The following is a 22,809-nucleotide window of genomic DNA, read 5'->3' as shown; positions in this document are numbered from 1 at the left end:
AGGGCGGTTTTTTTATGTAAAAGCTTTATCTTGAAAGCAACTAAACCAAACTAATGAACAACGATTATAAAAGCCCCTCTTTTAAAAAGTTATTGGATTCCCTACAACAGCAAAGTTGGGAATTGGAATTATTGATTTCGGGGTTTGCGATTTTTGGTCTTTTTACGGCTTATGAGCCCATCAAAATTGAAATGGTCAATGCCAGTAACGAACAACAAGTCTATGGGTTTGTTATTTACTTTTTGGCCCTGACCGCTTGTTCCATCTTACTTTTCAACCTACTACTGCATGTCATCTTAAGGGGTTTATGGATCGGTGCTCTGGGGCTTAGGTATGTTTCTGGTGATATCGAATTTGAAAAACTGAAATATGCCGACCGATTTAAAAAATACCTTAGTAAGAGAATCGTTTCATTCGACAGGTACATTGGTAGCCTAGAGAATTATTGTAGCATCTTATTCGCGGTCTCCTTTCTGTTGATTTTTTATGTTCTGGCCTTAACGGTGGTCATCATAGCATTCGTTCTGATAGCAACATTCATCATTGATAATGATGATCTACCGAATTGGATTTCAAACGGGTTTGGAATAACACTTATGGTATTCTTGGCCATCGGAATGTTTTTGACATTCTTTGACTTTATCACCCAGGGCCTATTAAAAAGAAATAGGATCATAGCCAAGCTTTATTTTCCCATTTATTGGGTATTCAGTTTTTTGACCCTGTCCTTTTTATATAGGCCATTGGTCTATAATTTTTTGGATAATAAATTTGGTAAAAGGCTGATTTTATTGTTGACCCCTATCTATATATTAATATTGATAATCGCCTCACTGGAATATGAAAAGTCTAATTTTCTAAATAAGGAGCGAAATTCCTCATCACAATTCGCCAATAAGGAAAACTATCTGGATTTAATGACGGAAGAAGGCGATTATCCGGGTGAGATGGTCATCCCATCAAAAATCATACGAACACCCTATTTACCCATCTTTATTCCGTTTCGTGAAAATTTGGAAGATCGTATCTTCGCCTACGATTCAACCCTAACACCTAAAAACGACCGTAGGGGGCTTTCTTCTGGAATTCAGTTTGGCACCAGCTGGCAAGATGAATGGAAGACCAAGGCGCAACGTGATAGTTTAAGAAAGAGGTATTTGCAAATATTCAATGAAACATACTATTTTAAGATCGACACCTTGGAGATGGATTCAGATTTCATCGTAACCACAAATAATACCGGACAACTTGGTTTTGAGACAAACCTGGGCATTCGAGACATTACCGAAGGGCTACACGTGCTGCATTTAAATAGAATTCGCAAACATAAGGACACAATTCAAAAGCTGCTTGAGGCCCAAGTCCCTTTTTGGTATTTTAAGGAATAAACTATGCAGTATCCATGGCATTTATACCTCATGGCAGGTATGTACATTATTGCGGGCATAATGCATTTTATAAAACCAAAAGCCTATTTGCGAATTATGCCCCGGTATTTACCCCATCCCAAAGAATTAGTTTTTTGGAGTGGTATCGTAGAAATCATTTTGGGTTTGGGGCTTTGTTTTGCTCCAACTAAGGCTATTTCTATTTGGGGCATCATCTTGATGTTGGTCGTTTTTCTAATAGTCCATGTTCACATGCTATCAGGCAAAAAAGCAGGAGCGGGAATTCCAAAATGGATTTTAATAGTGCGACTACCATTGCAATTCGGACTCATCTACTGGGCCTACTGGTACTTGCAATTCTAAATAAACCGCTTATCAAAATGTTTTTTGAGAAAAAATACTTGAATACAGACCATTAGACCTGTAAGAACGATGGTGTAAGACAATGTATTTGAGATTTTTACACTATGAAAAAAGTTGGTAAACCATAAATTAACATCTTGTAATCCCGATAGGTATTGCGATATATCAAGAGTCATGTCACCGTAAGCAATTCCCACCACGGTGAAAGTGACAACACACAGTAAAACAATGATCATCACATATTTTGGCACTAAAGGTCGATACACGATCTTACGACGCTGTACCGTATGAACCGCAGTCATTACTTTATCGGTGAAATCCAGTGGAGGCGTTTCCAGTTTATCATCGTTCATAAACCGATCCATCAGCTGATTTAATTCTTCTTGATCATTCATAATTGTATATCGTTTCAGAATTTAACTGTTCTTTTAATACTTTCGCCAAACGTTTTCGTGCCCTGAACAAGGCCACCTTTACATTATTCTCAGTCAAGTCCATTACCAATGCAAGTTCAGCAAGGTTTTTATCTTCAAAATAGAAAAAGGTAATCAAAGCAGCGTCTTTTGGTGCCAATCTTTCAACACACTTTTTGACCAGCTTTGATTTTTCTTTATCAATAAGGTGGTGAAGTGCATTGTCCATATGTTTGATTTCAAACCCTTCTATCTCGTCGATAGCAATGTGATGTGTTTCTTTTTTATGCTTTTTAATACGATCCAAACAGGTATTGTAGGCAATACGGTAAATCCAGGTTGAAAACTTGGAATCTCCCTTAAACTTTGCCAATGACCGGTATACCTTTACAAAGGTGTCTTGAGCAACCTCTTCAGCTTCCTCTGCATTCTTCACCATTCGCAAGGCCACTGTGAAGACCAAATTTTTATAGGCATCCACAATTTTTGCAAACTCTCGTGAGTCGCCATTTAAAATAGCCTCAATATTTGGTTGGTCGGTATTTGGCTCCATTTAAATCATAAGACGGTAATAAGACCATGGAGGTTACATAAATTTAAAAAAAAACAATCCTCATTGTAACCTAAATTTGAAAATTGTCGTCATAAGGGAAAACGAGTTTATTAATCAATTAAAAAACAATCACAACATGGCAGCAGGAATTTTAATCCCAATCAGTTTTTTTTTAATGGTATTCGCAATCACCTATTTATTCTATTCAACACGAAATAAAGAGCGGTTGGCACTAATAGAAAAAGGGGTCGATGCCAATATTTTTGTAAAAACCAAAAATGGACATGGTCTCGCCACCTGGAAAATTTTTCTAATCAACTTTGCAATTCTGCTTATTGGTGTCGGGTTGGCCATATTCACTGCTGCGGCAATGGTCGAAATATTGAATGTCTATGAAGAGGTTGCTTACCCTGGCACGATCATCACTATGGCAGGTATCGGACTGCTGGTAGGATTCAGCGTAACAAAAAAAATGGAAAAACAAGAATAACCGACAACCCATATTTTTTTATTCGAACCATCGCCTTTCAGCGATGGTTTTTTTATCTTCATAATGATGAAAGTAATAGCAACCAATATTGGAAGACCTACCAATGTAAAATGGAATGGTAAAATTATTCAGACAGGCATCTACAAGTATCCGACTGTAACTCCTTTGTTCTTAAAAAAAGAAGATGTGGTCAATGATACCGTTATAGACCGAAAACATCATGGAGGTGAATACAAGGCTTGTTACCTTTTTGCAGCGGATAATTACCCGTATTGGAAGGGAAAGTATCCGAATTTGCAATGGAACTGGGGTATGTTCGGCGAAAACTTGACCGTACAGGGTCTCGATGAAGCAAATATCAGAATCGGCAGTATTTATAAAATAGGTACTGCCCTTGTGCAAATCACCCAGCCAAGGGAGCCTTGTTTTAAACTGGGTATTCGCTTTGGTACCCAAAACATTTTAAAGGAATTTATAGCACATGCCCATCCGGGCACTTACATCAAAATTCTTGAGGAAGGTACGGTCAAAAAAACCGATTCGTTGGTTTTGGTAGAAGCATCCGATAATGCATTGACCGTTAAAGCGTTTTATGAATTGTTGTACAGCAAAGAAAAAAATAAAGCTATTTTAGACCTGGCACTGTCCAACGATGCGTTACCGCTGTCAAAAAGAAAAAAATTACAAAAATTTTTATAAAAAAACCCTGTCGAAAACGACAGGGTCTTTTGACATAAATTAACTATAAACTTAACTACTTAACTTCAACCTTTTCTTTGAAAGTCTCGTTGTTGTCAACCACAACGACCGTGTAGTTGCCTTCGAAAGCTTTTTCAAAATTGAATGCTTTTTCCACTACTACATCACCTTCGATAACTTCTTTAAAAACTATTCTTCCTTCGCTATCGATAACTTTAATTGTCACTTTTTCTTGATCTAAGTTCAAGAGGTTAACAAATAATCGCTGTCCTTTTTTCTTAAAAACTGGATCTAGCTCCACACTGATCAAGTTTTTTTCCACCTCTAAGGCCTTTTTATCAAAAGTACCTTTAGGTCCGTTGGCCAAACTTACTACTGTAGTAAACATGAAGGCCGCTACTAATGTGTTTTTCAAAATTGATGTCATAACACTCGTTTTAGATTCGTAAATAAATTACGCTACAAACATACCACCATGTGCAGCGTCGATACTACTACAGAATTTTCCAATATCTATGCTATTTTACCATAAATACTATGTTAAATATCCTTAAAAGTTAAAATAGCATATATTTTAGGTAATTTTGCATAGAATCCCTGTTTTGGTTAGGTATAATTTTACGATATGGAAAAGACAATAGCACTACATAAACAGAAACCAAAATTTGAATCGATCGCTCCAAATTTTGGACATTCTTTCACCTATAAAAAATATGAGGAAGGCAATGAAAACAAGTTTACTTCATGGCATTACCATCCTGAACTTGAACTTGTTTATATCAATGGTGGAACCGGCAAAAGGCAAATAGGAAGTCACGTTTCCTATTTTGGGGATGGTGATTTGATTTTAATTGGTTCTAACTTGCCCCATTGTGGTTTTACGGATAGGCTAACAGGCAATAAAAGTGAAACGGTCATACAAATGAAACCGGATTTTCTTGGAAATGATTTTTTTGAGATTCCTGAAATGAAGAACATCCAAAAACTATTTGATATTGCCAAGGGCGGTGTTGCGTTTGGGGGCAAGACAAAGAAAAAGGTTGGTGAAAAAATGGAAGTTTTAGAATATCAGACCGATTTTCAGCGACTCTTATCCATATTGAATATCTTGAATGAGTTGAGTGCCTCAGATGAATTCAAGGTACTGAATGCCGAGGGTTTTTCAATACAGACCGAAATAAAGGACAACGACCGTATTAATGTCGTCTTTAATTTTGTCAAGACAAATTTCAAAGAACATATCAGTCTTGATGAAATAGCCGATCTGGTAAGTATGACAGTGCCATCATTTAGCCGCTATTTCAAAAAAATCACCAATAAGACTTTCGTACAGTTCGTAAATGAGTACCGTTTGGTGCATGCCTCAAAACTTTTGGCCGAGCAGACCATGAGCATTACCGAAGTATGTTTTGAGAGTGGCTTCAATAATTTTTCGCACTTCAATAAATCCTTCAAGGTTTTTACGGGCCAAAATCCGTCTGAATATCGCAATCAACTAAAAGCGGTTTTAAGATAAGATGAGGCTGTTTGAAGATAACGTAAGCTTGAACCTGCCAGAGGCGGATATTAGTTATTATCCTAGCTTCATTGATGAAAGCAAGGCGGATCATTATTTTCAAAAACTTAAAAATGAGGTTCCTTGGCAGCAAGACAATATCACGGTATTCGGAAAAACCTACGCCCAACCTAGATTGACCGCCTTGTTTGGTAGTGATGGGCAAACCTATACCTATTCCAATATCGTTATGAGACCCCACAAATTCACAGCGGCGTTGGCTGAAATAAAATTGGACATAGAAAAAGTCTGCGGCATAGAATTTACCACATGCCTGTTAAACCTATATCGTGACGGTAAAGATAGTAACGGATGGCATTCCGATGACGAAAAGGAACTTGGGCAAGATCCCGTTATTGCATCTATCACCTTGGGTCAAGAGCGTTCTTTTCATTTACGACATAAAAAAGATAAAACACTGAAACATAAAATGGTTCTTGAACATGGTAGTTTACTCTTAATGCGGGGGGCTACCCAACACCATTGGCAGCACCAGATCCCGAAGACCGCCAAATCGATCGGCGAAAGAATCAACTTGACATTTAGGGTTATCAAAAAGTCTTGATGTTCGAAATATGGCAAATAGTGCTATTTTTGTAAGGCTATGAAAAAAGAGTTTACGGAAAGGGAATTGGACAGAATAATCGAAATGGCCTGGGAAGACCGAACCCCTTTTGAGGCCATCACCTTCCAATTCGGAATCTCAGAGCAGGAAACCATCGAAATCATGCGACGTGAGATGAAACCAAGTAGTTTCAGAATGTGGCGCAAACGGGTACAAGGTCGAACTACCAAGCATGCTAGATTGAGGGGGGATGGGGTAAATCGTTTTAAATGCACTCGACAACGCCATATATCAGGAAATAAGGTTTCTAAACGATAAGGTAGGTCAACCAAAAATTTCATTCAACACTTTTGCCAACCGAAACCCTCCCTTTTGAAGTTGTTCAAATAGAAGGTCATTGTAGGTATAGGCATACTGATAGCGTAGTTTTTCGCCAACCTCAACAGATTGATATACTTCGGCTGCCAGTACATGTGATTCATGTACCCAATCATAAAGTGTACCAGCCTGAATGGTTCTCTTTTCCTTTTTGGTCACACTTTGCACTAACTCATCACCCAACTCGTAGTAGGTCATTCCATATGCGTTGATTAGGTTCGAATCCCACAAACGGTGAAGGTTTGTTCCCTCGTCAAACCATTGCAATTGAATATCGTTTCCTCCCCTATCGGATCCCCTGCCCACATGCATGGGTTGGTGAAGGTCTCCAATAAGATGAATCAATAACTTTAAATGGAACACCTTGTCTTTATGGGTGCTATTTTCATCTTGAAGTACGGCCTTACATTTTTCGATGCCCATGACGACATCACCATATTCGCTCTTTTCTGAGTCTTCGTACCGCATGTTCATGGGGTAGTTTACGTAATGCCATGCTGAATATTTAGAAAAGCTTCGATCCGCTTTGATCTCATCTGCAAAAGTAGAGGCAAAAGCGAGGCTATGCCCATCCAACAAATTGGCTACGGCCTTTTTGGCCTTTCGAGATAAATGTTTCTGTGCGATATGACCGGTCACGCGATGACCCGTTTTAGACCACAATGTATTGGCATTACAAGTGATGGTGACAAAAAAAAGGAATAGTGCAAGAAAGCGCATGATTGATTTTTTTGATAAATGTACAATCTATATCCTTTCAAATCGAAATCCAATTGAATAATGCAGGTTTAACCATTATTTGGTAGAATGAAACTAATTCAATATATTTATGATATCATTTTAATATCACTTAATCAATCACATCATGACAAACGAGAAAATAATAACACCCTTAAACGGTTACTTTATGCTATTCATATGCGCGTTACTCTTCTTCGGGGGTATTACGGCATTGATAAACACGGGATCAGCTTGGTTCGCATTTTTGATTTTTTTAGGCCTAATAGCCGCATTTGGCTTGGTCTTGGTCAACCCGAACAGTTCACGGGTACTGCTACTATTTGGCAAATATGTAGGCACCATCAAAAAGAACGGTCTGTTCTGGGTCAATCCATTGTATTCTAAAAAGAAAATTTCACTGCGTGCGAGTAATTTCGACAGTGAACGATTAAAGGTCAATGACAAACTCGGTAATCCGATAATGATCAGCACCATATTGGTCTGGCGGGTAACCGATACGTACAAAGCAGCTTTTGATGTTGACGACTATAAGAATTTTGTCCGTGTACAGACCGATGCTGCGGTTCGAAAACTAGCAAGTATGTATCCTTATGATAATTTTGCGGATGAAGGTATTGAAGAAGATATCACGTTACGGTCAAGTGTCAACGAAGTCAGCGAGGCATTAGAGAAAGAAATCCAAGACCGGCTTGAGATGGCTGGTATTGAAGTATTGGAAGCCCGTATAGGGTATTTGGCCTACGCGCAAGAAATTGCCAATGCAATGTTGAAACGACAGCAAGCTACCGCTATTGTCGCGGCACGTCACAAAATCGTGGAAGGGGCCGTCAGCATGGTCGAGATGGCCTTGGAAGAACTAGGGGGAAAAGAAATCGTAGATCTAGATGAAGAACGAAAAGCAGCTATGGTCAGCAACTTAATGGTCGTACTATGTTCAGATAAAGATGCGGCACCCGTTTTAAATACCGGAACCTTAAATCATTGAACCTATGGGGATTTTTGAAGAAAGACAACGGTTTACCCAATGGTGGCTATGGTTTCTAATGACCATTCCCTTGGCTTTTATGCTCTTCAAGCCCCTTAAAAGAATCATTGCCGGCGAAACATTTTCCATTGTGGATTTGGATAATGGATTTTGGATTGGATTGACCACCATGAGCCTTGTTTACATCTTTGTGGCCATATGCCATTTGACCACCGTAATTGATAAAAACGGAATAACCTATCAATTGTTTCCGTTTCAAACAAGTTCTAAAAGAATATCCTGGAATGATTTGGAAAGAGCCTATGTTGGACAATACAAGCCTTTAAGTGAATATGGGGGATGGGGTTATCGACTTGGTTTAGGCGGTGGACGCGCACTCAATGTGAAAGGAAATCAAGGAATTCAATTAAAATTGAAAAATGGGAAAAAATTACTTTTGGGTACACAGAAACCCCAAGAAGCGCGATTGGTAATTCAAAAATATTTTGAGAATGAAAGAGTATAAAGTGGTTAAATGGAAAATGGGATTAACCGGAAATACCGAGAGGTTGGAAGATACTTTAAACGAATACGCAAAGCAAGGATGGCGCGCCGTCCACATTTACGAGAATGCTACCAGTATCGTATTTGAAAGGGACAAGAACAGATGAAAAAGTTTTTATATTTTATTTTGTGTGCCCAAATGTGCTTTGCACAAGAAATCGTATCTGAGAACCTCCACCTTTATAACGATAGTATTTACCTACCGGGAACCCTTAGCTATCCTAAACTAAGTGGAAAATTACCATTGGCGATTTTTATACATGGTTCGGGTAATGGCGACCGAGACGGTAACCAGGGCAACTTGGTGAAATCAGATCATATCAAACAGCTGGCAGATAGCCTAAATTCGCATGGTATCGCTTTCTATCGCTATGATAAGCGTTCCGCAACAGTGGAGAACCTAAACCACTTCAAAATGGAAACCTTTCGAATAGGTGATTTGGCCAATGATGCCGATATTGCTATTCAAAAGTTTTCCAAGGATACCCGTTTTGCCTCCCTACACCTTATAGGTCATAGTCAAGGCTCTTTAGTAGGTATGTTAGCGGTATCTGAAGCCATCGATAGCTATATATCCTTGGCTGGGCCAGGAACGTCGATCGACAAGACAATGATTCGACAACTTACTGCCCAAAATGAAGATATGGGAAAAGTCGCGGCGGCATATTTCAAAGAATTGAAAGAGACCGATACCATTCAAAACGTCAACCCTTTTCTTCTTTCGATCTTTGCGCCGATGAATCAAAAATACCTTAAAGATTGGGCTTCATTAAATCCATCAGAAAAAATCAAGGAACTGAATATACCCACCTTGATCATAAACGGTGATGCCGATTCACAAATAACCATTGAAGATGCGAATTTATTGTCAAAAAGCAAACCAGACGCCAAATTATCCATCATCAAAAAAATGAACCATTTACTTAAGACCGTAACTAATTATGCCGAAAATCAAAGGTCGTATAGTGACCCTAGTTTTCCGATTTCAGCCGATTTAATAGAGGTGATTTCAGAATTTATCAAAACAAATGAGTAAGAAAAAAGCCTTCGCATTGCGGTTGAACGAAGATATGTTCAAGGCCATTGAAAAATGGGCGAACGACGAATTCAGAAGTACCAACGGTCAAATAGAATGGATGCTTATGAAAAGCTTGAAAGAAGCTAAACGAGAACCAAAGAAAAAAAACACTGGAAAAGAGTAATGTTTTTGACATTTTTTTAACATTGTGAAGACTTAAATTTGGGCAATCAATTCAAAATTTGCAGAATGCCCAAAGGTATTATTGCCATATTCATTCTACTTATATTTTATATTGGCAAAAGTCAAGAACCACCAAAATCGTTTACCGTAAAGTATATTGAAGGGAAAATCCAACCCGATGGTATTTTAGATGAGGCTGTTTGGCAGATAGCGGAAGGACCAGAGGACTTTCATCAGTACTTTCCTTCTGACTCCACAATGGCAGAACGGCAGACCCAAATCAAAATGGTATACAACAGTACCACCTTGTTCATTGGTATTAAGGGAAATGCCGCTGGGCCGAATTACAACACCCGTTCGTTACAGCGTGATTTCAGGGGTGGTGGTATTGATCAAATTACCTTGGTGTTCGATACTTTTAACGATGCTACTACTGCATTTTTGTTTGGCATCAACCCTTTCGGGGTAAGACGAGAGGGACTTATTGCCAATGGAGGTTCTGATGGAGGGGACTTTACCACATCTTGGGATGTGAAATGGAGGGGGGATGCCACGATACACGAGGATTATTTTGTGGCCGAAATGGCGATTCCACTGACCTCTTTAAAGTTTAAGGAAGGAACTAAAAAATGGCGCTTTAATAGCTATCGCCTCGATATGCAGACCAATGAACGTACAACATGGACTAAAATACCCCAAAACCAGCCAATATTCAGTTTGGCCTTTATGGGCGACATGGTGTTTGAAAAAGGATTGGGCAAATCGCGAACCCCATTGGCCCTTATACCTTACGTAAACGGCATCGCTTCCAAAGACTTTGAAAACAATGAGACTGCCAATAGCTTCAGGGTCGGTGGTGATGCCAAAATAGCTGTAGGCAATAGTCTGAACCTTGATTTGACCATCAATCCAGATTTCTCCACAGTAGAAGTAGATAACTTTATCACTAACCTCACCCGTTTTGAAGTAGCGCTTCCTGAAAGACGACAGTTCTTTGTCGACAATAATGATCTATTTGGCAGTTTTGGAGGTGGCAGGGACGCTAACCCATTTTTTTCAAGACGCATTGGAATTGCCCAAGATACTGCTGGCAACACTATTGAAAACAGAATTATCGCAGGTGCTCGATTAAGTGGAAAGCTAAACAATAACTTAAGGCTTGGTTTCTTGAATATACAGACCGAAGAAGACGAGGGGAATGAGATACCATCAAATAATAATATGATGCTGGCTTTGCAACAGAAAGTATTTTCTCGATCAAATGTAGGCTTCTTTTTTATAAATAGACAAGCGATCAATGCGGCACGGTTTCTTCCTGAAGATGAGGAATTCAACCGAGTAGTTGGCATTGATTATAATTTGGCATCAGCAGACAATAGCTGGATCGGCAAGGCGTACGCACATAAATCCTTTCAACCTGATGATTCAGAAGGCAATTACTCGCTTGGTTTCAATCTTGGAAAAAATACGCGAAACCTATCTGCAATCGTAGATGTGGTTTCCATCGATGAAGAATTCAACTCAGACTTGGGGTTTATAAGAAGAAAAGATATTTTTAAAGTCGCCAAAATCCTTGAAGGTCGAATCTGGCCCGTAAAAGGTAAGATAAATAGATATGAAGGGCAGGTGTTTAGCGTGGTAACTTGGCGGCCAGGATTAGACTTTTTGTATTCTGACTATAACCTTTCGGTAAGCGCTGGAGCAGTATTCAACACCCTTGAAGAGGTACAACTGGCTTTTGAAAAACGGTTTGTTTTTTTAACGGATGAATTTGAACCTACTGGAAAGGATGGCGCCTTGCCCTTACCCGCGAACACAGGTTATCATTTCAATAATATAGGTATGCGTTTTGCTTCTGATCAACGTAAACTTTTTTCGTATCGCATAGCACCAAACTACGGTGAGTTTTTTAACGGAAACCGTTTTTCCATCGAGAGCAGTTTTAACCTAAGGTTTCAGCCCAAAATGGAAATAGGGCTAAACATGCAATACGATCATATAGGTCTACCCGAGCCCTTCTCAAGTACTGACATTTGGCTGATCAGCCCTAGGGTAAACATTACCTTTAACAAAGCCCTGTTTTGGTCAACCTTGGTACAGTACAGTAACCAAAGGGATAATCTGGGCATCAACAGTCGTCTACAATGGCGATTTGCACCACTTTCAGACTTATTTATTGTGTACAACGACAACTATTTTGTCAATTCGTTTATGCCCAGAAGCCGTTCGATCAACCTCAAACTAACATATTGGTTGAACATTTAGGTTTTGTTGTCAATGACATTCTTTGATCAACAAGAAAGCCATAAAACGCTTTTGGCATTTTTTTAACGTACTATACGCTTAAATTTGTGCCGCTAATTCAAACCGACCCATGGCAAAGATTTATCCTTGGCTATTCTTTTTCATTGTTATCCAAATTAGTGCCCAAGTCCAGCAAAAATCCTTTACGGTCAAGTTCATTTCAGCGGAAATCAAAATTGATGGTATTTTGGACGAGCCTATCTGGGAAAGTGCAGAAAGTGCCGACGATTTTCAACAATATTTTCCTTCCGACTCCATCTTGGCAGTGCAACAGACCGATATTAAAATGCTTTATGATGATACCAATCTGTATTTGGGCATCAAGGTTTTTACAGAGGGAAATGACTACGTAGTACCTTCTTTACAGCGTGACTTTCGAGCAGGTGGCAATGATAACATCAGTATCATGTTCGATACGTTCAACGATGGAACCAATGCCTTTCTTTTCGGGTCGAATCCCTATGGCGTACGAAGGGAGGCCTTGATTTCCGGTGGTGGTTTTAACACCGATGGTTTCACCACCTCATGGGATGTAAAATGGCGGGGAGAGTCCAAAATTTATGATGGCTACTATATCGCTGAATGGGCCATACCCCTTACCTCTTTTAAATTTAACGAAGGGGAAACCAAATGGCGCATGAATAGCTATCGATTTGATACCCAGACCAATGAAACCAGTACATGGATGAAAATTCCACAAAACCAGTTGATTTTCAATTTGGCATTTATGGGGGATATGGTTTTTGAAAAAGGCCTCGGTAAATCACGGACGCCATTGGCACTAATACCTTATATAAATACGGTGAGCGCCAAAGATTTTGAGACAGATGACAATCTGAATACGTTCAATTTTGGTGGAGATGCCAAAATTTCAGTGGGTAATAGCCTAAATTTAGATTTAACCGTCAACCCTGATTTCTCTACTGTTGAAGTTGACAACTTCATCACCAACCTGACCCGATTTGAAGTAGCCCTACCCGAAAGAAGGCAATTTTTTGTCGACAATAACGACCTGTTCGCAAGCTTCGGAAGCAGTAGGGACGCCAACCCATTTTTTTCAAGAAGAATCGGAATCGCCGAGGATATTGATGGGGAAACCGTTGAAAATGGCATCATAGGGGGAGTGCGGTTAAGCGGAAAATTGGATGAAGATTGGCGCCTTGGCTTTTTGAACCTTCAGACCGAAGAGGATATGCCCAATGAAATCGCCAGTAACAATAATACGGTACTGGCGCTACAAAAGAAAATGTTCTCACGGTCTAACCTTAGCTTCATTTTCGTTAATCGACAAACCTTCAAAGATTACGATTTTGTAGAAGAAAACGACCGCTATAACCGGGTATTGGGCCTTGACTATAACTTGGCCTCCGCCGACAACACTTGGGTAGGCAAGTTTTTCTATCACAAATCATTTGCTCGTGATATTGGTGAAGATGACAGTTCAGGTGGTATGGATTTGAGATATAATTCCAGAAACATCAATTTTGGGCTAAGGGGTAATTATGTCGGTAACGATTTTAGATCTGACCTTGGTTTTATTCGGCGTACCGATATTGTTGCCGCAAGACCTTTTATTGAATACAACTTTTGGCCTAAAAAAGGTAAAATCAATACCCATGGCTTTCAATTTTTTCCAAGTGCCATATGGAGGCCCACGTTAGACTATCAAAAAACGGATTATTCTATTTTTAGTGCATGGGGTGCTGAATTTAAAGAACAGCAGCAGGTTTCTTTACGAATGATCAATCGATTCACTTTTTTAACGGATTCCTTTGACCCTACCGGCACCGAAGGTGCGTTGGAATTGCCCGCTGATGTGGGGTATTACTACACCGCTTTCGGAGTGGAATACCAATCTGATCGCAGAAAAGTATTTTCTTATTCGGTTGAACCTCAATACGGTGATTTTTTTAACGGTACCCGCTTCTCATTAGAAGGGGGTATGAGTTTGCGGTTACAACCCAAAGTATTCTTGTCTTTAGACCTCAACTATGATAAAATAACACTACCTGACCCTTTTCCAAGTGCAAATATTTGGTTGGTAAGTCCGCGGGTCAACATCACGTTCAACAAATCGATATTCTGGTCAACCCTTATACAATATAGTAATCAACGAGACAACCTTGGTTTTAATTCAAGATTGCAATGGCGTTTTGCCCCACTTTCAGACCTCTTTCTTGTCTACAACGACAATTACTTTGTAAACTCCTTCGCCCCCCGCAGTCGCTCTATCAATCTAAAACTGACCTATTGGTTGAATATTTAGCAGATTGATTTTGTTATATTTGAAACAAACCAACTACAAATGAACTTACCCTTTACCGAAGACACCGTTATTTTTGGTCTTCTGGCCCTTTGCCTTGGCTTTGTGTTTTACACCTCGTCAATCAAGAAAGGTTTTTGGAAAAAGTTTTACGCCGTTATACCAACAGTGCTCATGTGCTATTTGCTGCCGTCAATACTTGCCAGTACGGGTATAATAGATGAAAAAGGTTCACAGACCTACTATATCGCCAGTCGTTATCTGCTGCCGGCAGCCCTGATATTAATGACCTTGAGTATTGATCTTAAGGCCATTGCCAATCTTGGCTCCAAAGCATTGATCATGTTCTTGACTGGCACGATTGGTATTATCATTGGCGGACCCTTGGCCATACTGATCGTTTCCATATTCTCGCCAGAGACTGTGGGCGGGGCAGGCTTTGACGCCGTTTGGCGCGGTTTGGCCACAATTGCGGGCAGTTGGATTGGTGGCGGTGCCAATCAGGCAGCTATGTTAGAGGTTTTTCAGTTCAATCAAGAAAAATATGGCGGTATGGTACTCATTGATATCGTGGTTGCCAATATCTGGATGGCCATTATCCTTTTAGGGGTAGGAAAGACCAAAAAAATCGACGCATGGTTCAAAGCGGACACTTCATCGATTGAAGAACTGAAGGCCAAGGTTTCTGAACACACGGCAAAAATAGCCAGGGTAACTTCATTACATGATTTTATGATGCTATTGTTGTTTGCTTTTGCAGGTGTAGGTCTGGCCCATTTTTTCGGGCATCATATTGCTGGGTTTTTAGAATCAAATTTTGAAATCATCCGAAATAAAGAAAAAGCACTTTCTTCGCTCGGGTCTAAATTTCTTTGGATGGTGGTCGTTGCAACCGTTTTTGGTATCGGGCTATCCTTTACCAAGGCAAAAAATTATGAAGGTGCGGGCGCCAGTAAAATTGGTGGGGTATTTATCTATATTTTGGTCGCCACCATTGGTATGAAAATGAACCTAAGCACCGTATTTGAAAACCCAGGCTTGATTTTAATTGGCCTTATCTGGATTACCATACATGCCTTATTATTGATTTTGGTGGCAAAACTTATAAAAGCCCCTTTCTTCTTTTTAGCTGTTGGCAGTCAGGCCAATGTGGGTGGCGCGGCTTCTGCACCTGTTGTTGCGGCCGAATTTCACCCTTCCCTTACTTCAGTAGGTATTTTGCTGGCCGTTTTTGGATATGTTGTAGGAACCGGCGGAGCCTATCTGTGCGCATTACTAATGGAAGTCGCTGCAAGCATGTGATTGATGATGTAAGAAGGTGAAATTACCATCAATTGGAGTTGGTTATGTCTTTTGTTTGGGATTATCAATATCAGCATATATCTTTTTCAAAAAAGAAGCTTTGAAAAATAAGATTTTTCGATATTTGCGCTTCTAAAGTGTACAAATGAAGAAATTATTCTCTGTTCTCATATTGGTATTCGTAGGTATCGGATGTTCAAAAAAAGAAGGGGCACTAATGAATGTATCGGGTAATGTTGCGGGCCTTAAAAAAGGAACCCTATACTTACAACACCTCAACGATTCTACTTTGGCAACTATTGATTCCCTTGAAATTAAGGGCAACGGTAACTTTTCTTTTCAATATGAAATCAAAAGTCCTGAATTGTTTTATTTGTATTTAAAGAAAGATGACAACAATACCATCAACGATCGTATTACCTTTTTTGGGGAACAAGGCGATATCACCATAAATACTTCTTGGAACAACTTCGATACAAAAGCGGAAATCGCGGGTTCTGAGTCCCATAAAAAATTTCAAGAATTTCAAGAAGTACTTTCAAAATTCAATACAAAGGAGTTAACACTTATGCAATTAAGTACTACTGAAGAAATTCGCAGTCGTTCTGAGGCAATGGACTCCATAAACAACTTGGCCGATAAAAATGCCCTCAGAAGGGTTTTATATGTCTTGAACTTTGCCCTGAGCAATACAGATTCACCCGTATCACCTTATGTGGCTTTGACAGAGGCGTCAAATACGAATTCAAAATATTTGGATTCCATACACAATAGTTTGAGTGACGAAGTTTCCAATTCAAAATATGGCTTGGCATTAGCGGCTTACCTAGATGAGGTAAAATCTAATTAGATTTATCCAATTGGTTTAATTTTTCTACCAATTCGGTCGCCTTTACTTCCAATTCTTTTCGAACTGATTTAAAGTGTTTCTTTTTATCGCCATCTACTTTGGCATTTACTTGATCCATCAAACTATCAAATGCTGCAATAGCCTGGTCGATAAGATCGGAGCCCTTTTCTGAGTTTTTATTTCCGGATGTTGCCTCCCAATGGTATACCGCCTCTATGATATCACCTAAGACAAAATTTATATCCTTCTTTAAATCACGAATATTCGCCATAATATACTTTTAATCAAAAATAGCACTAAATTGTTACTTGCAAAAGCTTGACTCCTTCCGTTTGAATGGATAAAAAAGTTGAATCAGCAGCTATCAAGGTAGTTTCCCCTTTTTTAATTGTAATCGAACCCCAATCATTTTCTATAACGGCTCCCCCATCAACACACATGAAAATAGTGAAGGAATCGCGATTTTTCAGGTCTTGTCTTATCGTTTTGGATAACGCTAAATAATCCGTTTTAAAATAAGGACAATCCACCATTTCATTTACTTCATTACCAGTTTTCGTGTAATGAACCCTAAAATCGTCTTTTTTACGATAATCAATAGCATCTAAGGCCTGTTCTGTATGAAGCTCCCGTAGCTTGCCATTTTTGTCCCTTCTATTGAAATCAAAGACCCGATATGTAATATCGGACGTTTGCTGTATCTCGGCCAACAACACCCCTGCACCGATGGCATGTATCTTACCGGTATTGATAAAGAAAGTATCGCCTTCAGAAACAATTTCATAATTTAAAAGATCCAGTAAAGTATCTTGCTCAACGCTCTTTTTATATTCTTCCTTTTCAACATCCCTATTAAAACCTACGATCAAACGTGCCCCAGGATTGGCATCCATTACGTACCACATCTCCGTTTTTCCAAAAGAATTATGACGTTTTTTCGCCAACGCATCGTTAGGATGCAATTGAATGGATAAATCTTGCTTGGCGTCAATAAATTTTATCAGAATGGGGAATTCCTTTCCAAACCGATCTACAACGCCTTGACCAAGCAAGGCAACTGCATTTTCTTCTATTAGATCTTGTAAGGACCTACCCCTTAAGCTACCATTGGCAACTACTGAAATATCACCTTTCACTGTGGAAAGCTCCCAGCTTTCTCCTGTAATATCACTTTTAATAGGTTTGTTTAGAACAGTCTTTAGTTTTGTTCCACCCCAAAGACGTTCTTTTAAAATGGGATCGAATTTTAAGGGATATAAATTCATACCAACTTTAATTATCCGGAGTAGGTTACAAAATTACGGGGGGTTTCATACAGCACCACCTCTAGTTTATTTTCTTCGACGATATGGGGTCGAAGCTTTTTCCATATGATTACGGCAATGTTCTCTGCCGTCGGGTTTAGGTTTTTGAATTCAGGCACATCAAGATTCAGGTTCTTATGATCCAAGGCATCTTCTACCTCGCTTTTGATCAAATCCTTAAGTAGTTTCATATCCATCACGTAGCCTGTTTCAGGATCAATTTCGCCCGTGACACTTACGATCAAATCGTAATTATGTCCATGAAACTTTGGATTATTACATTTTCCGAAAACGACATCATTCTTTTCAAAACTCCAGTCAGGTCGGTACAACCGATGGGCCGCATTAAAGTGCGCCTTTCTACTGATCTTTACTCTCATTGGGGGACATCTTTAATTAAATGCTCATAAAATTTTTCAAAAATGATCTTAAACCATTCGGTGTATTCATTGGGGTTTTTTAGGATATCCTCTTTAATCGAAGATGGTTTCATCCATTTCCAATCAGCGACTTCACTTTCGTTGATATCGGGATCATCTTCATAAAAACCAAGCATTACATGGTCATATTCATGTTCTGTAAGTCCGTTATCAAAAGGAGCTTTATATATAAAGGAAAATAACTCCTTTAAATCAGCCTGAAACCCCATCTCTTCTTGAAGTCTGCGTTTTCCTGCCTCAATATTGCTTTCCCCGTCCCGTTGGTGGCTACAACAGGTATTCGTCCATAGTAAAGGGGAATGGTATTTATCAGCAGCTCTTTGTTGCAGCATGGTCTCTCCATTATTGTTCATAATGAATACTGAAAAAGCCCTATGTAATACTGCTTTTTCATGGGCTTCCATTTTTGGCATTAAACCGATTTGAACGTTGTTCTCATCTACCAAGATCACATTTTCTTCCATTGCCCAAAAATAGGATTCTTCTGTCTAGCATTGGCCTAAGTATGCACTAAAATTAATGGGATTTTGAAAAAGTCTAAAAGAAACGTGGTGATTTCAAATTACCAATGGCACTTATGAAATCATAACGCAGAACGATTTCAAAAGAACCGTCGTTGAAGGTCGTGGCACCCAGCGCTGTAATTTCCCTATCATAGGCAATACCGATCAGTAATTGATCGGAGACTTGAAAACCGAACAATCCGCTAAAGGCTGCATCCCATCGGTAGGCTATACCACCTATGAACTTTTCATTGAATAAAAAGTTGGCCGATACATCTACCTGTAGCGGTGCCCCTTGTACCAATTTGGTCAAAATTGCCGGTTTGAATTTTAGAAAAGCATTCAAATCCCAGACATATCCTGTTATGAAATACCAATTCATTTGTTCCGTCGCCGTTGATAAAGAAGACTCCTCAAAATGCTCGGTCTCTAAAAATCTAGGAATTGAGAGGCCGGCATAAAAATTCTCTGTGTGGTAATATACCCCTGCCCCAATATTAGGTGAAAGCCTATTATCGATATTTTGCTGCAAGGTAGGGTCTGCACCTTGCCCCGTATCTTGATTTAATTCGGAAAAACGCACATCCAACAAATTTGCACTTGCTTTTAGCCCAAAACTCAACTTACTTTCAAAGCCTGTTTGAATGGTGTACGAAAAATCCAAATCAATATTGGATTCTGAGGTAGGGCCAATAATATCATTTACGAAAGACAGTCCGACACCTACACCTCGGTATCCCAATGGTGTATGTAAATTCAGGGTCTGTGTTTCAGGTGCACCGTCAAGACCTACCCATTGTGCGCGGTATAACCCTGCTATACTTAAATGGCCACGGGATCCAGCATAGGCAGGATTCACACTAACCGTATTGTACATATATTGGGTATATTGTGCGTCTTGTTGGGCTACCACGATAGTAGAAAAAAATAGACCTACCATCAAGATACATCGTGTCATCACTATTTTTAATTTCCTTTTTACCACAGTCATGTTTTTACCTGTTTATGTATATGTAACCCGATAATTGTCTCATACTTCCATTCAGATCCTCAAAATCTATGATATAGAAATACGTACCTACTGGCAATTTGTTGTCTTGATCTACGGTAACCCTACCTGTAGAGGTACCATCAAAAACATTACCTGAGGAGTTGTAGGACTTGGTCACATATACCAGTACGCCCCATCTGTTATAAATTTTAACTGTGTTGTTTGGGTAATCTTCTATGTTTGCGATTCGAAGTACATCATGTATGCCATCACCATTAGGGGTGATCACATTGAATACCTCTATTTCATCGACCTGGGTTGGGCCTAAATCTGGATCTAAATAATTTGGCGTACCATCATTATCAGAATCATCATTAGCGAAATCACCATCTTCATTCAAATCTTCATCTATAGTTTCAATACCATCGTCATCGTCGTCAGTATCCCTATAGTCCGGTATGCCATCTCCATCCGTATCGGGTAAATCATCTAAAGGATTATCTATCTCATCATTGACATCATCATCGATAGTCGTATCGCCCTCATATCCATCGTCAAGTCCATCGTTATCTTTATCAGAACCCGTCGCAACGACATCGGGTATACCATCGTTGTCAAAATCATGTCCTTCGATAGCATCCGGCACTCCATCATTGTCACTATCATCATCAACATAATCAGGTAATCCATCGCCATCGGTATCTTCAGGTATAAGTCCGATATTACCATTATCCTCATATGCATCATCAAGACCGTTGTTATTCAAATCGACACCACTAGGTGGTACATATCCATCGGATGGCTGAGCTTCAATATTATCAGGAATTCCGTCTCCATCACTATCAATATCCAAATAATCAGGAATTCCGTCACCGTCGGTATCGGTAGGATTTGTCGTAGGATCATTATCCCCATCTTCATTCAGATCTTCAAAACTGTCAATGATACCATCATTATCAGCATCCAGATTAGATACCATAGGTGGGGTTACCACGATGGTAACGGTTGCCGTGTCGCAATTGCCCAAATCATCACAAATGGTATAGTCAAAAGAGTCCGTTCCCTGAAATCCGGGATTAGGTGTGTAGGTTATAAAATCATCAGATGGATCATCCGGTGTACCATTGTCATTAATTACTACCGTTCCATTTGAAGGAGTAGTTGCAATTAAAGAACCTGTTGTCGGCACATCATTATCATTCCCTAGAACATCAATATCGACTGCGACATCTTGTTCTGTTGTTACTGAATCATCAAAAGCATCCACAATTGGAAGCACCTCAATGGTCACCGTTGCCGTACTACAATCACCGGAAGTGTTACAGACCGTGTAGTCAAAAGAATCAGGCCCATTGTAATCAGGGTTCGGTGTATAAGTAATGATATCATCAGTAGGATCATTGGGAGTACCATTGTCATCAATCGTTACCGAACCATTTGAAGGATCGGTGGTCGTCAATGTACCGGATGTCGGTAAGTCAGTATCATTATCAAAAATTGGAACGGCAATGGATTCATCTTCATTGACGGTAATAAAATCGTCAACCAGATTCGCCGCCTGATCTAAACAAACCACGGTAAATCTTGGTAACTGTTTAGAATTACCAGCCTTGACGATTGTAGCTACATAACGTTCGACATTTTGGGTTGCCGTTACCGTAGGTTGGGATTGATCACCCGTCAAGTTGGGATTCCAGCTAACAGTACCAGATGCTGGAATATTCGCCGTAATGTCAAGGGTAACTTCATTATCTGGGGCATTACAATTGGTAACAATAAAGTAACCGGTCGCATTTGAACCACATAGTGTACCGTCATAGGTAGCAAAGTAAATACCTGGTTGGGTAACTTCGTAAAAAGAATCCGTGCTTAATACAGTACTTGTATCGCTAGCCTCAAACCACTGGTAATTACTTTCATCACCTTCATCAGGAGCCTGGAGTAAAAACTGCGCATTCGATACTACCATTCCCAACAATAGCAATATAAAGCTGAGAATTTGTTTTTTATATGTAATTGAGATTTTCAAATCGATTTGGGATCTTTTTTGAATGAATTATTTTACTACGAATACTACGTTGATCAGTGAATTATAATCCGCTGGTTGACCAACTATCGTATACGTCAATTCACCCGTGGTAGAAATACTCATAGCCCCAAATACACTTGGGTCCGCAAAAGTTACGTGATAATCTAATTCATCATCGGCGTATACGGGAATCGTACCGCCACTACTGGCTACTGGAGATCCAAATTGGGCGATGTACTGGGCATATAGATTAATGGTAAATGTTCCATTTGCAGATGCATCTATTGCTATCGAAGGTGGATAAAAAACACGAGCCGCTTTTATAGCCGGTATTACTGGTGCTACATCTTGAATCACTTGTTCAACTGTAGTGTAGTCGATTGTAGTATCCCCATCAATATCTATAGGAGCCGTAAGGTTTACCTCGGTACCCTCTTGGTCATCGGTGGCATAGATACCGTTGGCGCGTACGTCCAATGCATTATTCGCATCGGGGCTCGCCACCGCCGTGAACTCGTTGCTGCCGTCAAGGTTCAATCCATTCCCAGCAGTGTATTGTGTGTCGTTATCGGTTCTTCCCGCGAGTTCGGCCAATGCCGCCTCAACGGTGTCCACTGTGAAGTTGTCACCGGCGTCAGCTACTGTTACCTCCCCAGCATTTTGGTCGTCCGTGGCATAGATACCGTTGGCGCGTACGTCCAGTGCGTTGTTGGCATCGGGACTCGCCACCGCCGTGAACTCGTTACTACCGTCAAGGTTCAACCCGTTGCCCGCGGTATATTGTGTGTCGTTGTCGGTCCTTCCCGCAAGTTCGGCCAATGCCGCCTCTACCGTGTCCGTAGTGAAGTTGTCACCGGCATCGGCTACCGCTACCTCCCCGGCCGTCTGGTCATCCGTGTCCGTGGCATAGATACCGTTGGTACGTACGTCCAATGCGTTGTTGGCATCG

General features: G+C 39.9%; 27 protein-coding genes. 16 read left to right on the top strand and 11 right to left on the bottom strand.

The window, feature by feature from the left end:
* The first annotated feature begins 53 nt into the window (after nt 1–53).
* Nucleotides 54–1,388 carry a hypothetical protein gene (locus AACM45_RS19270; protein WP_339144743.1) on the top strand — a complete coding sequence of 445 codons (1,335 nt, stop codon included), beginning with the start codon at nt 54–56 and terminating at the stop codon, nt 1,386–1,388.
* A 3-nt stretch (nt 1,389–1,391) separates the two neighbouring features.
* Nucleotides 1,392–1,751, top strand: coding sequence for a DoxX family protein (locus AACM45_RS19265; RefSeq protein ID WP_339144742.1), 360 nt, complete (start codon nt 1,392–1,394; stop codon nt 1,749–1,751).
* Here the strand turns inward: AACM45_RS19265 and AACM45_RS19260 are convergent.
* Together AACM45_RS19260 and AACM45_RS19255 are read right to left on the bottom strand one after the other, a co-directional pair.
* Entirely contained in the window at nt 1,748–2,146 is a 399-nt protein-coding gene (locus AACM45_RS19260) for a hypothetical protein (RefSeq protein WP_339144741.1), read from the bottom strand. The two genes, AACM45_RS19265 and AACM45_RS19260, sit on opposite strands and share 4 nt — an antisense overlap.
* Nucleotides 2,139–2,717, bottom strand: a complete 579-nt coding sequence (locus tag AACM45_RS19255) for an RNA polymerase sigma factor (RefSeq protein WP_339144740.1) — start codon at nt 2,715–2,717, stop codon at nt 2,139–2,141. The genes AACM45_RS19260 and AACM45_RS19255 overlap by 8 nt, the downstream gene beginning before the upstream one ends.
* Before the next feature lie 136 nt (nt 2,718–2,853).
* On the opposite strand from AACM45_RS19255, the gene AACM45_RS19250 reads away from it, so the two are divergent.
* Both AACM45_RS19250 and AACM45_RS19245 read left to right on the top strand, forming a co-directional pair.
* Complete coding sequence (locus tag AACM45_RS19250; protein WP_339144738.1) at nt 2,854–3,207, top strand: DUF6249 domain-containing protein; 354 nt, start codon at nt 2,854–2,856, stop codon at nt 3,205–3,207.
* 66 nt (nt 3,208–3,273) lie between these two features.
* Entirely contained in the window at nt 3,274–3,906 is a 633-nt protein-coding gene (locus AACM45_RS19245) for an MOSC domain-containing protein (protein ID WP_339144737.1), read from the top strand.
* A 55-nt stretch (nt 3,907–3,961) separates the two neighbouring features.
* Here the strand turns inward: AACM45_RS19245 and AACM45_RS19240 are convergent, their stop codons facing one another.
* Nucleotides 3,962–4,333: a hypothetical protein gene (locus AACM45_RS19240; protein WP_339144735.1), complete on the bottom strand. Its 372-nt coding sequence runs from the start codon at nt 4,331–4,333 to the stop codon at nt 3,962–3,964.
* A gap of 198 nt (nt 4,334–4,531) precedes the next feature.
* Between AACM45_RS19240 and AACM45_RS19235 the strand changes: the two genes are divergently transcribed.
* Genes AACM45_RS19235 through AACM45_RS19225 form a run of 3 tightly spaced genes read left to right on the top strand, consistent with a single transcriptional unit; the run spans nt 4,532 to nt 6,344 of the window.
* Nucleotides 4,532–5,422: an AraC family transcriptional regulator gene (locus tag AACM45_RS19235; RefSeq protein ID WP_339144734.1), complete on the top strand. Its 891-nt coding sequence runs from the start codon at nt 4,532–4,534 to the stop codon at nt 5,420–5,422.
* A 1-nt stretch (nt 5,423) separates the two neighbouring features.
* Nucleotides 5,424–6,026, top strand: a complete 603-nt coding sequence (locus AACM45_RS19230) for an alpha-ketoglutarate-dependent dioxygenase AlkB family protein (RefSeq protein WP_339144733.1) — start codon at nt 5,424–5,426, stop codon at nt 6,024–6,026.
* Nucleotides 6,027–6,065: 39 nt separating this feature from the next.
* Nucleotides 6,066–6,344: a TIGR03643 family protein gene (locus AACM45_RS19225; RefSeq protein WP_339144731.1), complete on the top strand. Its 279-nt coding sequence runs from the start codon at nt 6,066–6,068 to the stop codon at nt 6,342–6,344.
* A 6-nt stretch (nt 6,345–6,350) separates the two neighbouring features.
* Here AACM45_RS19225 and AACM45_RS19220 read toward each other — a convergent pair whose 3' ends face one another.
* A complete protein-coding gene (locus AACM45_RS19220) occupies nt 6,351–7,124 on the bottom strand; it encodes a S1/P1 nuclease (RefSeq protein ID WP_339144729.1) in 774 nt (257 codons plus the stop codon).
* 145 nt (nt 7,125–7,269) lie between these two features.
* Here AACM45_RS19220 and AACM45_RS19215 point away from each other — a divergent pair, with 145 nt between their 5' ends.
* From AACM45_RS19215 to AACM45_RS19175, 9 genes are all read left to right on the top strand, one after another.
* Nucleotides 7,270–8,130, top strand: a complete 861-nt coding sequence (locus AACM45_RS19215; protein WP_339144727.1) for an SPFH domain-containing protein — start codon at nt 7,270–7,272, stop codon at nt 8,128–8,130.
* Nucleotides 8,131–8,134: 4 nt separating this feature from the next.
* Nucleotides 8,135–8,635, top strand: coding sequence for a hypothetical protein (locus AACM45_RS19210; protein ID WP_339144725.1), 501 nt, complete (start codon nt 8,135–8,137; stop codon nt 8,633–8,635).
* Nucleotides 8,622–8,780, top strand: coding sequence for a DUF4177 domain-containing protein (locus AACM45_RS19205; protein WP_339144724.1), 159 nt, complete (start codon nt 8,622–8,624; stop codon nt 8,778–8,780). Before AACM45_RS19210 ends, AACM45_RS19205 begins: the two co-directional genes overlap by 14 nt.
* The gene (locus tag AACM45_RS19200; RefSeq protein WP_339144723.1) at nt 8,777–9,709 is read left to right on the top strand and encodes an alpha/beta hydrolase; all 933 of its coding nucleotides are present in this window, start codon (nt 8,777–8,779) and stop codon (nt 9,707–9,709) included. The genes AACM45_RS19205 and AACM45_RS19200 overlap by 4 nt, the downstream gene beginning before the upstream one ends.
* Nucleotides 9,702–9,875, top strand: a complete 174-nt coding sequence (locus AACM45_RS19195) for an Arc family DNA-binding protein (protein ID WP_339144721.1) — start codon at nt 9,702–9,704, stop codon at nt 9,873–9,875. Before AACM45_RS19200 ends, AACM45_RS19195 begins: the two co-directional genes overlap by 8 nt.
* A 65-nt stretch (nt 9,876–9,940) precedes the next feature.
* Entirely contained in the window at nt 9,941–12,139 is a 2,199-nt protein-coding gene (locus tag AACM45_RS19190) for a DUF5916 domain-containing protein (RefSeq protein WP_339144719.1), read from the top strand.
* 109 nt (nt 12,140–12,248) lie between these two features.
* The gene (locus tag AACM45_RS19185; protein WP_339144717.1) at nt 12,249–14,444 is read left to right on the top strand and encodes a DUF5916 domain-containing protein; all 2,196 of its coding nucleotides are present in this window, start codon (nt 12,249–12,251) and stop codon (nt 14,442–14,444) included.
* Nucleotides 14,445–14,483: 39 nt separating this feature from the next.
* The gene (locus tag AACM45_RS19180) at nt 14,484–15,743 is read left to right on the top strand and encodes a DUF819 family protein (protein ID WP_339144715.1); all 1,260 of its coding nucleotides are present in this window, start codon (nt 14,484–14,486) and stop codon (nt 15,741–15,743) included.
* Nucleotides 15,744–15,888: 145 nt separating this feature from the next.
* On the top strand, nt 15,889–16,593 hold the full coding sequence (locus tag AACM45_RS19175) for a DUF4369 domain-containing protein (RefSeq protein WP_339144713.1): 705 nt from the start codon (nt 15,889–15,891) through the stop codon (nt 16,591–16,593).
* Here the strand turns inward: AACM45_RS19175 and AACM45_RS19170 are convergent.
* From AACM45_RS19170 to AACM45_RS19140, 7 genes are all read right to left on the bottom strand, one after another.
* The gene (locus AACM45_RS19170; RefSeq protein WP_339144711.1) at nt 16,586–16,864 is read right to left on the bottom strand and encodes a hypothetical protein; all 279 of its coding nucleotides are present in this window, start codon (nt 16,862–16,864) and stop codon (nt 16,586–16,588) included. The two genes, AACM45_RS19175 and AACM45_RS19170, sit on opposite strands and share 8 nt — an antisense overlap.
* 25 nt (nt 16,865–16,889) lie before the next feature.
* Nucleotides 16,890–17,858, bottom strand: a complete 969-nt coding sequence (locus AACM45_RS19165) for a type I phosphomannose isomerase catalytic subunit (protein WP_339144709.1) — start codon at nt 17,856–17,858, stop codon at nt 16,890–16,892.
* Nucleotides 17,859–17,869: 11 nt separating this feature from the next.
* Nucleotides 17,870–18,277, bottom strand: a complete 408-nt coding sequence (locus AACM45_RS19160; protein WP_339144707.1) for a 6-pyruvoyl trahydropterin synthase family protein — start codon at nt 18,275–18,277, stop codon at nt 17,870–17,872.
* Nucleotides 18,274–18,801, bottom strand: a complete 528-nt coding sequence (gene idi / locus AACM45_RS19155) for an isopentenyl-diphosphate Delta-isomerase (protein ID WP_339144705.1) — start codon at nt 18,799–18,801, stop codon at nt 18,274–18,276. Before idi ends, AACM45_RS19160 begins: the two co-directional genes overlap by 4 nt.
* Nucleotides 18,802–18,874: 73 nt before the next feature.
* A complete protein-coding gene (locus tag AACM45_RS19150; protein ID WP_339144703.1) occupies nt 18,875–19,798 on the bottom strand; it encodes a PorP/SprF family type IX secretion system membrane protein in 924 nt (307 codons plus the stop codon).
* Between the two features lie 37 nt (nt 19,799–19,835).
* Complete coding sequence (locus AACM45_RS19145) at nt 19,836–21,800, bottom strand: Ig-like domain-containing protein (RefSeq protein WP_339144922.1); 1,965 nt, start codon at nt 21,798–21,800, stop codon at nt 19,836–19,838.
* 87 nt (nt 21,801–21,887) lie between these two features.
* The coding region (locus AACM45_RS19140) for a hypothetical protein (RefSeq protein ID WP_339144701.1) at nt 21,888–22,809 on the bottom strand (922 nt) is incomplete at its 5' end.

It is taken from the genome of Croceitalea sp. MTPC5 (assembly GCF_036985505.1).
Lineage (GTDB): Bacteria > Bacteroidota > Bacteroidia > Flavobacteriales > Flavobacteriaceae > Croceitalea.
Note: the sequence above shows the minus strand (reverse complement) of the source record. Positions and strands in the feature narration are given on the sequence as shown.

Excerpts from the sequence above, each read along its gene's own strand:
- AACM45_RS19270 (WP_339144743.1), top strand. The coding sequence starts at position 54 with ATGAACAACGATTATAAAAGCCCCTCTTTTAAAAAGTTATTGGATTCC.
- AACM45_RS19265 (WP_339144742.1), top strand. The coding sequence starts at position 1,392 with ATGCAGTATCCATGGCATTTATACCTCATGGCAGGTATGTACATTATT.
- AACM45_RS19260 (WP_339144741.1), bottom strand. The coding sequence starts at position 2,146 with ATGAATGATCAAGAAGAATTAAATCAGCTGATGGATCGGTTTATGAAC.
- AACM45_RS19255 (WP_339144740.1), bottom strand. The coding sequence starts at position 2,717 with ATGGAGCCAAATACCGACCAACCAAATATTGAGGCTATTTTAAATGGC.
- AACM45_RS19250 (WP_339144738.1), top strand. The coding sequence starts at position 2,854 with ATGGCAGCAGGAATTTTAATCCCAATCAGTTTTTTTTTAATGGTATTC.
- AACM45_RS19245 (WP_339144737.1), top strand. The coding sequence starts at position 3,274 with ATGAAAGTAATAGCAACCAATATTGGAAGACCTACCAATGTAAAATGG.
- AACM45_RS19240 (WP_339144735.1), bottom strand. The coding sequence starts at position 4,333 with ATGACATCAATTTTGAAAAACACATTAGTAGCGGCCTTCATGTTTACT.
- AACM45_RS19235 (WP_339144734.1), top strand. The coding sequence starts at position 4,532 with ATGGAAAAGACAATAGCACTACATAAACAGAAACCAAAATTTGAATCG.
- AACM45_RS19230 (WP_339144733.1), top strand. The coding sequence starts at position 5,424 with ATGAGGCTGTTTGAAGATAACGTAAGCTTGAACCTGCCAGAGGCGGAT.
- AACM45_RS19225 (WP_339144731.1), top strand. The coding sequence starts at position 6,066 with ATGAAAAAAGAGTTTACGGAAAGGGAATTGGACAGAATAATCGAAATG.
- AACM45_RS19220 (WP_339144729.1), bottom strand. The coding sequence starts at position 7,124 with ATGCGCTTTCTTGCACTATTCCTTTTTTTTGTCACCATCACTTGTAAT.
- AACM45_RS19215 (WP_339144727.1), top strand. The coding sequence starts at position 7,270 with ATGACAAACGAGAAAATAATAACACCCTTAAACGGTTACTTTATGCTA.
- AACM45_RS19210 (WP_339144725.1), top strand. The coding sequence starts at position 8,135 with ATGGGGATTTTTGAAGAAAGACAACGGTTTACCCAATGGTGGCTATGG.
- AACM45_RS19205 (WP_339144724.1), top strand. The coding sequence starts at position 8,622 with ATGAAAGAGTATAAAGTGGTTAAATGGAAAATGGGATTAACCGGAAAT.
- AACM45_RS19200 (WP_339144723.1), top strand. The coding sequence starts at position 8,777 with ATGAAAAAGTTTTTATATTTTATTTTGTGTGCCCAAATGTGCTTTGCA.
- AACM45_RS19195 (WP_339144721.1), top strand. The coding sequence starts at position 9,702 with ATGAGTAAGAAAAAAGCCTTCGCATTGCGGTTGAACGAAGATATGTTC.
- AACM45_RS19190 (WP_339144719.1), top strand. The coding sequence starts at position 9,941 with ATGCCCAAAGGTATTATTGCCATATTCATTCTACTTATATTTTATATT.
- AACM45_RS19185 (WP_339144717.1), top strand. The coding sequence starts at position 12,249 with ATGGCAAAGATTTATCCTTGGCTATTCTTTTTCATTGTTATCCAAATT.
- AACM45_RS19180 (WP_339144715.1), top strand. The coding sequence starts at position 14,484 with ATGAACTTACCCTTTACCGAAGACACCGTTATTTTTGGTCTTCTGGCC.
- AACM45_RS19175 (WP_339144713.1), top strand. The coding sequence starts at position 15,889 with ATGAAGAAATTATTCTCTGTTCTCATATTGGTATTCGTAGGTATCGGA.
- AACM45_RS19170 (WP_339144711.1), bottom strand. The coding sequence starts at position 16,864 with ATGGCGAATATTCGTGATTTAAAGAAGGATATAAATTTTGTCTTAGGT.
- AACM45_RS19165 (WP_339144709.1), bottom strand. The coding sequence starts at position 17,858 with ATGAATTTATATCCCTTAAAATTCGATCCCATTTTAAAAGAACGTCTT.
- AACM45_RS19160 (WP_339144707.1), bottom strand. The coding sequence starts at position 18,277 with ATGAGAGTAAAGATCAGTAGAAAGGCGCACTTTAATGCGGCCCATCGG.
- idi (WP_339144705.1), bottom strand. The coding sequence starts at position 18,801 with ATGGAAGAAAATGTGATCTTGGTAGATGAGAACAACGTTCAAATCGGT.
- AACM45_RS19150 (WP_339144703.1), bottom strand. The coding sequence starts at position 19,798 with ATGACACGATGTATCTTGATGGTAGGTCTATTTTTTTCTACTATCGTG.
- AACM45_RS19145 (WP_339144922.1), bottom strand. The coding sequence starts at position 21,800 with ATGGTAGTATCGAATGCGCAGTTTTTACTCCAGGCTCCTGATGAAGGT.